Source organism: Psychrobacter sp. FME6, assembly GCF_014861365.1.
In the GTDB taxonomy this organism is placed as follows: domain Bacteria; phylum Pseudomonadota; class Gammaproteobacteria; order Pseudomonadales; family Moraxellaceae; genus Psychrobacter.
Genome location: NZ_RRYW01000095.1, coordinates 1 through 10,935 on the forward strand (window position 1 = coordinate 1; position 10,935 = coordinate 10,935).

The window sequence follows — 10,935 nt, forward strand, 5'->3', positions numbered from 1 at the left end:
GAAGGAACAGGACTATTTTTTGCCACTTCATAGCCAAAACTATCGCGCTTAGAATAACTAAACTTACTATTTTTGGCGTCGAATTGCCTAAAAAATAGTCTCTGTCAGTTCCTTAGCTGAATTCTATACAGCCCCTAGTCGATCCAATTTAAAAACGATACAGTGCGACTGCTATCAATTTTTCGCAGCCTCTGTCACGCCTGCGAACAGCAAGCAAGAAAAAATTGATAGCAGTCGCACGTTAATATCAACGACTCTTTTTTATATAGACCCGACTATAGATGAAATGACGAATAACCAGATTGAGAAATAGATGGATTGAAAATTACGCGCGCGCCCTAATAAATGGCACATGAGATATCCTAAACCTGTGCTACCCGATGCCCAAAATACCAATCATCATCGCGATGACAAAAGCGATGATTTATCGCTGTCGTTATCGACGCCAATTACAGCGGCCGCTGCTTGGGCAGATGAACCTCAAATAGCCAGCGCTGCTAAACCGCCTAAACTACCGGCATTATTTATCTCGCATGGTGCCCCGACGTTGGCGATTGAACAATCTGCTACAACCAGCGCGCTGGCGCGTATCGGCCAAAACTTACCTAAGCCGCGTGCTATCATCATTATGTCAGCGCATTGGCAATCCGCCAAACTAGAAATCAGCAGTAATCCGCAGCCCAAGACGTGGCATGACTTTTCAGGCTTTGAGACAGAACTGTATGAGCTACAATATCCAGCAGCAGGTCAGCCAGCGCTTGCCGAAACACTGGCGCAGCAGCTCACTGCCCGCGGTATTAATTGTAGTTTGAATCCAATGCGTGCCAGTGATCATGGCGTCTGGGCGCCGCTTTTGCATCTTTATCCGCAGGCGGATATTCCTATCGTACAGATATCACTGCCTCAGCATTACGATAGTGCTGCCTGCTATCAATTGGGCGCGCAATTGGCGCAGCTGCGTCGTGAGCAAATACTCATCATTGGCTCGGGTAATATCACCCATAACTTACAAGCGCTACGCTGGCAAGCGGATAGTATCGACCAAACGGCAAAAGACTTTAAAGTCTGGTTACTACAGCAGCTAAAAACGGATATTCCCACTGCACTAGATTGGCAGCAATACCCCAACTATCAACACATCCATCCAAGTGATGAGCATTTGCTACCATTATTTTTTGCCTTAGGTGCTGGTCAACGCGTCTCTGTGGTGCATCAAAGCATGGCGCACCATAGCTTAGGCATGGATATCTACCGCTTTGATTGAAAACGTCTTATCAAAGCGATAAGCGCGTCTTGCAATTACTTCTCAAACGCCGCCTTAGTAAATAAACCCGCACGCTCCATCTCACCTGCCACACTGAATAAAGTCGTCTCATCATTCATGCGTCCAATCAGCTGCACCCCAATTGGTAGACCTTTTTTACTCATACCGACAGGCAACGACATAGCCGGTAATCCGGTCACATTACCCAATATGGTAAAGGCCATTTTGCCCAGCACTGGCGCACTCAGCTTCTCAATCATACCCGAGCTAAAGGCATACTTACCCATATCAACGCCTTTATTCAGCAAACCAGCGCTACGCATGAGCATCTCATCCATCTTACTTGGTGGTAGCACGCCGTGTTTAACAGCAGGCGTCGGTACGGTTGGAGATAGAATCATGTCGTAGGTTTCTAATAATAAACCAGTTTGATATTGGCTGTCATGCCAGCCGTGCTTGGCATGGGCCAAATCTACTGCTGATAGCGAACGTCCAAGCATCGCCATGTTATAAGTCTGCGGCTCTAGGTTTTGTATATGCTGCGCGCCATAACAGCGCTCGATATTATCGATGGTAAAGGCAGTGTGCGCGCAGACCACCACCAAAAAATCATGCCAAAACTGTTCGATATTGATATTAGGTTCCGCAGGCACCACTCGATGACCCATCGCTTCTAACTGCTTAGCAGTCTGTTCTAATACAGCAAGTACCTCTTTATCAACTACAGTGTTAGCAACTAACGGCTGTTGATGTAGCGCGATGGTTAATTGTTTTGGTGCACGCATAGCGGCTTGCAAAAATGTGCCATCGGGCGGTGCGATAACATAAGGCGCGCCGATTTCTACACCGCTGGTCGCATCCAGCATCGCGGCACTATCGCGCACGCTACGGGTAATTACATGATCCGCGACTGCTCCATCCCATCCTTCACCAAATGCTGGGCCCATTGGGTTACGCCCGCGACTGGGTTTGAGCCCAAACGCGCCGCACCATGCAGCAGGAAAGCGTATCGAGCCACCGCCATCCCCCGCGCCTGCCATCGGTACGATGCCACTTGATACTGCCGCTGCACTACCGCCAGACGACCCACCAGAGCTGTAGCCTTTCTTAAAGGGATTGTGCGTCACGCCATGTGCTTTAGGTTCGGTAGTGATAATCAAACCAAATTCTGGGGTATTGGTTTTACCAAAAGTGTTGACGCCAGTAGCTTTCATACGTTTTACAATTTCGCTATCGCTTTCTGAGACGATATTGACGCTACGACTGCCCATGGTGATAGGCTCGCCCCCAAAATGAAACGATAAGTCTTTGAGGAGATAAGGCACCCCGTTAAACGCCCCTGCTGGTAAGCCTTTTTGTGCTGCAGCATAAGCACGCTCATCAAAACGGTGGATAATCGCATTCAATTTAGGATTAATTTTGTTGGCTTGATGGACAGCAGCGTCTAGCAACTCTTTAGCACTGACTTCCCCTGCATTGACCAGTGCTGCCAATGCTAAACCATCGTATTGGGTATATTCTTTGAACATAATTAACCTTCCTTGGATAGTGATTGAATTAAGGTTTGTTTTTAAACTTTATGCTTATTTATCTTATAATCAACCACCAGTTTAGTATAAAAAATCACTACTTATAGCTGATAAACAAACTCATTGGTCATTTGAACACCATAGTTAAAACACGCTAAATTCCTGCGGGTATGATGTATCAATATTACCTTTCATTGACACTAGAGCCTGTCCTCAACCCAAACCATAATATCTAAATGGGCTAAAAATGAGGGTACGCCCTAGCTCAACGATATTTTTCAAATAAAAAAGCGAGCCACTCTTGTGACTCGCTTTTTATGATTAATCAAACTGACCATCGTCTACATCAATAGCTCGCGCTTACCGCTTTTACCCATCGAGCTGACCAGTCCCGCCTCTTCCATTGAATCAACAATGCGAGCCGCGCGATTATAGCCAATGCTGAATTTACGCTGGATACTAGAAGCTGAAACTTTACGCGTTTCCATGATAAAGGCCACTGCGTCATTATAAAGGTCATCATCCTCACCAGATGCATTGCCAGTGCTACCACCACCCGGACTAGATAATTCAAAGTTGCCAGCCATATTATCAATATAATCAGGTGCGCCGCGCTCACGCCATGCATCACAGACACGGTTGACTTCTTCGTCACTGACATAAGCACCATGCACACGATCTGGCTCAATTTGCCCTGGTCCTAAAAACAGCATATCACCATTGCCCAGCATATCTTCAGCGCCACCACTATCCAGAATCGTCCGTGAGTCGACTTTTGAGTTGACTCGCAATGCCGCCCGTACTGGAATATTGGCTTTAATTAGACCTGTAATGACATCGACTGACGGACGCTGGGTAGCAAGCATCAAATGAATTCCTGCCGCCCGTGATTTTTGTGCCAAACGGGTAATAAGTTCTTCTGCTTGCTTACCAACCTGCATAATCATATCGGCAAACTCATCGGCGACAATGACAATCATCGGCAAGGTTTTTAGCTTCGGCGCTTGGCTCACACTGACGCTATCATTGGGTCGCCATAATGGGTCTAGCATCGGATTACCCGATTGCTCAGCAGCGATGACTTTTTTATTAAATTCATTAAGCTTACGCACTTTGAGCAAACTCATCAGCTGATAGCGACGCTCCATTTCTGCCACACACCATGACAAGCTACTGGCCGCCTCAGTCATATCAGTGACTACAGGCGTCAGAAGGTGCGGAATATCGTTATAGTTGGCAAGTTCGAGCTGCTTTGGATCAATCAAAATAAGACGCAGCTCATTTGGCGTATATTTAAGTAGCATCGATAGCAGCATAGAGTTGACCAACACCGATTTACCAGAACCTGTGGTACCAGCGACCAGCATATGCGGGGCACGGGCAAGGTCAGTAATAATCGGATTACCGCCGATATCTTTACCCATCGCCATACTGATTTGTGCTTTGGGATCGCTGAATTTTTCGGTGTTTAGTAGCTCAATCAAGCGCACCATTTCGCGCTGCTTATTCGGCACTTCGATACCAATATAAGGCTTGCCTGGAATAACTTCGACCACACGCAAAGACGCCATCGACAGCGAGCGCGCCAAATCTCGTGAAATACCAGTTACCTTACTGGCTTTTACCCCAGCAGCAAGCTCCACTTCAAAACGGGTGACCACTGGGCCTGGAATGGCATTAGCCACAGAAGCCTTGACATTGAATTCTTGTAGCTTAATTTCTAGTAATTCGGACAGCTGCTCAAGCTCAGAAGCTGTATAGTTTGGCTTACGGTCAGGATCTGGTTTATCTAAAAGAGACAACTCTGGAATTGGGGTTAGGCTGCTACGATAAGCAGCCGTTTGCATCGAGCGTGATTTTTGACTGAACGCGGCATCATCACTAATATCAGGCATGACGGCTGCATCAATACGTTCAACACTGTCATCTTCTGGCATCATGTCAGTAATGTGATTACTGCTATCACCCTCTGGCACGGCAAAGCTTACCGTTGGTGTTGCCGCAGCCGGTGATTGGGTGCTGGCGGTAGGATTAGCGTTTGGCACGTTAGCCGTTGCCACTGTTGATGCTGCTTTTGACGTTGTTTTAGGCGCTACTTTAGGATTGGCAGGTGGTGTATTGGTTGGCGTCATATCCGCCACGTCTGTCACTGGTGCACTAACTTCTGCCGCTGGCGTAGCGACTTCTGCTACTGTCGGGGGCACCGATGTTTCAGGTGCAACTGCCGATGCAGCATGAGGCACTGGCTCAGCTTCATGATTAGACGGCTGAGCCAAAGATTGACTGGTTACGTCAGTAGAGGCGTCAGGAGAAAAATTAACAGACCAATTCGAAATATCCTCATTAGGCATAGCCGTTGTAGGCTCTACTGTCGGTTGCCCTACAGGCGGCTCAGCTATATGCTCTGTCTGAGGCACTGCTTCAGGTTTGGTAACCTCAAGTTGTTCCGCAGTTGATAACGAGCCAGAGCCAGCTGCATGCTCTGCCAGCCATGCATCTGCTAATGTATCAGTGTTCTGAATGGTGTCTTCGGACTCGGGTAGAGCAGATTCTGTACCCGCTCGATGAACCGTCTCGTTATTTGCTGATGTCTCGAGCGGTGGCTGGACGACTTCCTCTGTGTCATTCACCACTGTTTGAGCCACGGTTGTTTCTACCGGATTGGCTGACATAACTGGAGATACTGGGGTGGTTTCATCTAACGATTCGAGACCGGTATCATTGTTATCATTAGAAACAGGGTCAACAGCACTACTAGCGCTATAAGCCATTGGGTCGCTGGCTAATAAATCATCCACAGTATTGGCATCATTCCAAGCAAAACTCGGCTCAACTTTACGAACAGGAGTCATTGTAGGATTTGCAGACGTCGAGGTACTTGTCTGGCTAACCGTATTATTAGTCGTACCATTAGGCATCACAGCCGCTGTGTCTGCATACTCATAATGGCTCTGATTAGACATAGCGTTTTTATTGGACATGGCAGCCTGCGTGGCCGCTACCGACGCTTTTACACTATCAGCCAGTCCTGATGACGTCAAGAATTCTGACAGCACATTGCTGAACCGACCGCTATTCTCTGCTGCTAGGGCACTGTTAGCCTGATCATCTGATTGTAACTCTAGTGGCAACTGCTTGTGTTGTGGCATTTCTTGACTGGTTTTTTGATCTGCTATGTCGTTAGCATTTGGTTGTGTGGTGTTGCTTTTTTGAGTCGACTGCCCTTTATCCTGTGCTATACCTTTGTTTTTTATACCTGAGCCAAACCATGACAGCGCGGTAATTTTCTGATAAATCGCCAACCAATGAATATTAAAGGCAAAGGTAGCAGTAATAATGACAAACACTGTCAAGAACACCACACTCCCCCACTGCGATAGCAACTGTGCCAAACGCGCCTGCAGTTCAAGCCCAATGATACCGCCTGCGACACCTTCAAGCCCTGTCGTTACAGGATCGGCTACTTGCTGTACTAGAGCGACCAATTGCGCAAATAAAGCACTGGCACTTAATATTAAAAACACATAAGCGACCATCCGCATCAGCCAAAATGTTGGCTTATTGTCCCACCAAATAAGGATAGACTCATAAACCATAAACGCTAGCAGCCACCATGCTCCAAAACCAAAGAAGCTATAGAGCAAATCAGACAACCAAGCACCCGACGCGCCGCCCATATTATTAATCGTGGTCATATCACTACTGATGTGCGACCAGCTAGGATCATTACCGGTATAGGTTATCAAAATGACAAAAAGATAAACGGCCAGTACTAACCCAAGGAGGGTAAATATTCCCTTTTTTAAATACTCAATAAGCGGTGCTGATATCACGTAAAGTCTGCCTTGTTATTAATACTAATTGGTCGCCAACGCATGACTAAGCCTAATCATGCTGACATAAAGTGTTGATAAAGATAGAGAGTGCTGATATAAACGCACCTCGCGTAATATTTAATAAGGATACGTCTATAATGTATATAGTCTCTTTCGACAACGGTAAATAACCGTTATCGTTTAGCCCCTATCAAACTTGGCATAACTTCTTATAATAACAAATACATAGCCGCAGTGGCGACCGTCTTCTAAAGAAAGTGGGTAAGAAAGTAGGTCAATATGCTATTTAGACAAAAAACCATATTACACGCAAATCATAACGAACAGAATAAGGCTAACAATATTGCTTAAACCCTATAAAATACCAGCTGTTTCTAACCCTAATATTTCAAGGGAATATACTTTGATTCTAATGATACCGGTGTTTGTTTTAGCAAACTTGCACTTTGTACCACATACCCTTATGTTATTATCACACAGCAATTAGAAAAACCATATTATTAGGGCGTGTCCTCAATCTGAGCATGAAACTTTAAATGGGCTAAAAATGGCTAAATCTTTGATAAACTGCGTCAAATAGCTGGTTCATATCTCGATATTAACTGTACTATTTTCCTTGTTTATCTGCGATTTATCTCATTTTTATCACCATTTTCAAAGTGAGAATACGCCCTAGAAAATTTGAAAAATTAGCTTAAGAACTTATATTTTTAACACTTATATTTAGCAAGGAATACCTTATGGCAACTGATAATAACGCTCCACGTCACGAAAAACTCATTATCTTAGGCTCAGGCCCCGCGGGTTATGCGGCCGCCGTTTATGCGGCACGTGCCAACCTCAAGCCAGTTATGGTCACTGGTATGGAAGTAGGCGGGCAATTAACCACCACTACCGAAGTTGACAACTGGCCAGGTGATGCACATGATTTGACGGGTCCAGCATTGATGGATCGCATGAAAGCCCATGCCGAACGCTTCGGTACCGAATTGGTTTATGACCATATCAATGAAGTGAATCTAAATGAGCGCCCTTTTCAATTGACCGGTAATAACGGCAGTTATACTTGCGATGCTCTTATTATCTCAACGGGTGCATCAGCGCAGTATTTAGGGCTAGAATCCGAAACCAAATTCCGCGGCCTCGGCGTATCTGCTTGTGCTACGTGTGACGGTTTCTTTTATAAAGATCAAAAAGTCGCGGTGATTGGTGGCGGTAACACAGCCGTTGAAGAAGCCTTGTATCTATCAAATATCGCTTCTGAAGTGACCTTAGTGCATCGCCGCGACAGCTTACGCTCTGAAAAAATCTTACAGGACAAGCTGTTTGAAAAGGTCAAAAACGGTAATATCAAAATCGAATGGAACCATCAGGTCAAAGAAGTGGTCGGTGATGATATGGGGGTCAATGGTGTGATCATCGAATCTATGATTGATGGCAGCACCAAACAATTAGATACGATGGGTATGTTTGTCGCTATTGGTCATAAGCCTAATACTGACTTGTTTAAAGGTCAGCTAGACATGAAAGACGGCTATATTGTCGTCAATAGTGGTCTAAATGGTAATGCTACCCAATCCAGTATCGAAGGGGTTTTTGCCGCTGGTGACGTCGCCGACCATGTTTACCGTCAAGCGATTACCTCTGCTGGCACGGGCTGTATGGCTGCGCTTGATGCTGAAAAGTATTTGGATGCAATGGGCGAAACAATCGCTCGTGACCATACTTATGCCTCGACATTGACTGAAGATAAAGAAGCTTAAATGAGCGACTTTACCAATGACAATAATATGAATATCCATACTACACATATAACGCCTGAGACTTTAAAAAGTCTTGGGCGTTATGACTTCCCTGACCCTATTTCTATCGACCCTGATGGCATTGGTGTGGTCGCTATGGGTGGTGACTTGGCACCCGACACGCTGATTTCTGCTTACGCACAAGGATTGTTTCCTTGGTTTAATGAAGACGAACCTATCGCGTGGTGGTGCCCTGATCCACGCTGCGTGATGGTGCCGACTGACTATAAACCCAGTAAATCGCTACGCAAACAGGCTAACCGTGAACGTTGGCAATTAACCCTAAACCAAGCGTTTGATGACGTCATCCATGCCTGTAGTTTACCGCGCAGTGATGGCCTCAATAATAAACAGCCCGAGGGCGAGCATACTTGGATTCATAACGAGATGATTGAAGCTTATACTGAGCTGCACACTCAAGGCTTTGCGCACAGCATTGAAATATGGGATGATAAAAAACAGCTCATTGGTGGTCTCTACGGGCTAAAAATAGGGGGTATTTATTTTGGCGAATCGATGTTTCATACCGCCTCTAATGCCTCAAAACTGGCATTTTGGGGCTTGATGCGGTTGTGCGAGCAGAGTCAGGTAGCGCTTGTCGATTGTCAGCTGCCAAACGAGCATTTACTAAGTTTGGGCGCAACTATTTTACCTCGCGCTGACTTTCTCACTCAATTGGACACCCTTATAGGTACCCCTTCGACCTTATGGCAAAACGGCTCGCATAAACCTTTGCCAGTATCACTACTTGACACGCGGCATGCTTGGCCGCTTAAATTGTGAGGTGCATTTGACTAGGGCGTGTCCTCATTTTGAAAATGGTGATAAAAATGAGATAAATTGCTGTCAAACAAGGAAAATAGTACAGATAATATCAAGATATTAGCCAGCTATTTGACGCAGTTTGGCAAGATTTAGCCATTTTTAGCCCATTTATAGTTAAAATACTTTAAAAACGCTACGATACTGCTGGTATAGTTTTTTTGTAGCCTCTGTCTGCGTAGGCACAGCAAGCAAGAAAAAACGGTACCTGCAGTACGTGATGTAGCGATATTACTTCTCACTGACTATAGTTGATTTTGTTCAGATTGAGGACATGCCCTAAATACCTCAGCAGTCATACCTTTTATTAACTACTTTCTATTAATCACTACTTACTAGTCGTTACTTAACCATGAGGTTATTATGGCACCCGATACATCATTTTTGTTAATAGGCACACTGGCGACCAAAGCCAACACCACCAAGGACACCGTCCGTCACTATGATCAATTGGGTCTGCTAAAATCTCGTAAACGTCAAGCAGGCTCGCGTCTGTATACCGAATTTCATCCAGAATGTATTGAACGCATCGAGCTGATAAAAAGTGCTCAAGCCATTGGTTTTACGCTCACTGAGATTAGAGACAGCTTGAATGATTATTACGATGGTCAGCTAGATATTGATTTACAGCTCACACTCACCCAACAAAAACTGGCCCAAGTCAAAAAACAACAAGCTAATATCAATGTTATGGTGGATCTACTAAGCGAGCGTATCGGTGTTTTAGAGCAGATGAGAGCCGATAGTGGTTATACACCCGATATTGAAGTCTGTAAAAAAACCATACCTTCGCAGTAAGGGCGCACTCTATATAGTCAGCACTAAATGAATAAAATACATTATGTTTTGATACGCGATTGGGATAAGTTTTTCACATCAGACTGTCTATATTAAGTATAAATACGCTGCATGATAAGCGCGTCAACAGCTGGTTGATGTGATGATTGATAATAACCTTTGCGCTTGTGAATCACGGTGAAATCTTGCTTTTCATATAAGGCTATTGCCGGCGCATTATCTGCTCGCACTTCTAGTAGCAGACTCTTTACCTGATTGACTTGTAACGCTTCATTTAACCAAGAGAAAAGCTTTGAAGCAATGCCTTGACGTTGATAGTTAGGATGCGTACCGATTCGTAAAATTTCTGCTTGCTCAAAAACTCTTTGATATAAGCAGTAGCCCACCACTTCGTTTTTGGCAACAGTCATAACCACTATTAAATTAATACTATCCTGTCCAAGCAAATCGTTAATTGTTTGATAAGTCCATGGGGCTTGGAGCTGGACAACAGCCTCAATATCAGCCACAGTTTGAATAGCGGCTGTACAGTCATCTGCTGCGGTGGTTAGCATTGCTATATTAAACATACACCCTCTTCTATTGATACCAAACCCAAAAAGTACGATTAGCTGTGTCAAACTCGCTTAGTCTACAAGGCGCAGTACTTTCACTCGTTTCCCTTGCCACTCTAGTTTTTATGAATAGTATTATTTTTCAAATCGAGATTACTCTACATCCAAATATAATTAAAATACTTTAAAAACGGTACCTGCAGTACGTGATGTATCGATTTTACTTTTCACTGACTATATAGGGTTTCAATACTTCATATTAGCGACCAAGGCCAAAAAAAAGCCACCCTCTCTCGAGAATGGCTTTTTAGCTAACTATTTAACGTCTAA

The 10,935-nt window shown here is 44.8% G+C and carries 7 protein-coding genes; 4 read left to right on the forward strand and 3 right to left on the reverse strand.

Annotated features, from left to right (window positions below; all coding sequences use genetic code 11):
* Positions 1 to 352: 352 nt before the first annotated feature.
* Positions 353 to 1,264 (forward strand): DODA-type extradiol aromatic ring-opening family dioxygenase, encoded by a 912-nt coding sequence (locus EI162_RS11780; protein WP_192524533.1) that lies wholly within the window; start codon positions 353 to 355, stop codon positions 1,262 to 1,264.
* 35 nt (positions 1,265 to 1,299) lie between these two features.
* On the opposite strand, the gene EI162_RS11785 is transcribed toward EI162_RS11780, so the two are convergent.
* Both EI162_RS11785 and EI162_RS11790 read right to left on the reverse strand, forming a co-directional pair.
* Positions 1,300 to 2,793, reverse strand: coding sequence for an amidase (locus tag EI162_RS11785; RefSeq protein ID WP_192524534.1), 1,494 nt, complete (start codon positions 2,791 to 2,793; stop codon positions 1,300 to 1,302).
* 341 nt (positions 2,794 to 3,134) lie between these two features.
* Positions 3,135 to 6,626, reverse strand: coding sequence for a DNA translocase FtsK (locus tag EI162_RS11790; protein WP_192524535.1), 3,492 nt, complete (start codon positions 6,624 to 6,626; stop codon positions 3,135 to 3,137).
* Positions 6,627 to 7,369: 743 nt separating this feature from the next.
* On the opposite strand from EI162_RS11790, the gene trxB reads away from it, so the two are divergent.
* The 3 genes from trxB (at position 7,370) to EI162_RS11805 (ending at position 10,051) form a co-directional block, all read left to right on the forward strand.
* The gene (gene trxB / locus EI162_RS11795) at positions 7,370 to 8,392 is read left to right on the forward strand and encodes a thioredoxin-disulfide reductase (RefSeq protein WP_192524536.1); all 1,023 of its coding nucleotides are present in this window, start codon (positions 7,370 to 7,372) and stop codon (positions 8,390 to 8,392) included.
* Positions 8,393 to 9,214 carry a leucyl/phenylalanyl-tRNA--protein transferase gene (gene aat / locus EI162_RS11800; protein WP_413038392.1) on the forward strand — a complete coding sequence of 274 codons (822 nt, stop codon included), beginning with the start codon at positions 8,393 to 8,395 and terminating at the stop codon, positions 9,212 to 9,214. It begins immediately after the preceding gene.
* Positions 9,215 to 9,616: 402 nt separating this feature from the next.
* Positions 9,617 to 10,051 (forward strand): MerR family transcriptional regulator, encoded by a 435-nt coding sequence (locus EI162_RS11805; protein ID WP_192524537.1) that lies wholly within the window; start codon positions 9,617 to 9,619, stop codon positions 10,049 to 10,051.
* A 92-nt stretch (positions 10,052 to 10,143) separates the two neighbouring features.
* Here EI162_RS11805 and rimI read toward each other — a convergent pair whose 3' ends face one another.
* Positions 10,144 to 10,620: a ribosomal protein S18-alanine N-acetyltransferase gene (rimI, locus tag EI162_RS11810; RefSeq protein ID WP_192524538.1), complete on the reverse strand. Its 477-nt coding sequence runs from the start codon at positions 10,618 to 10,620 to the stop codon at positions 10,144 to 10,146.
* Positions 10,621 to 10,935: the final 315 nt, after the last annotated feature.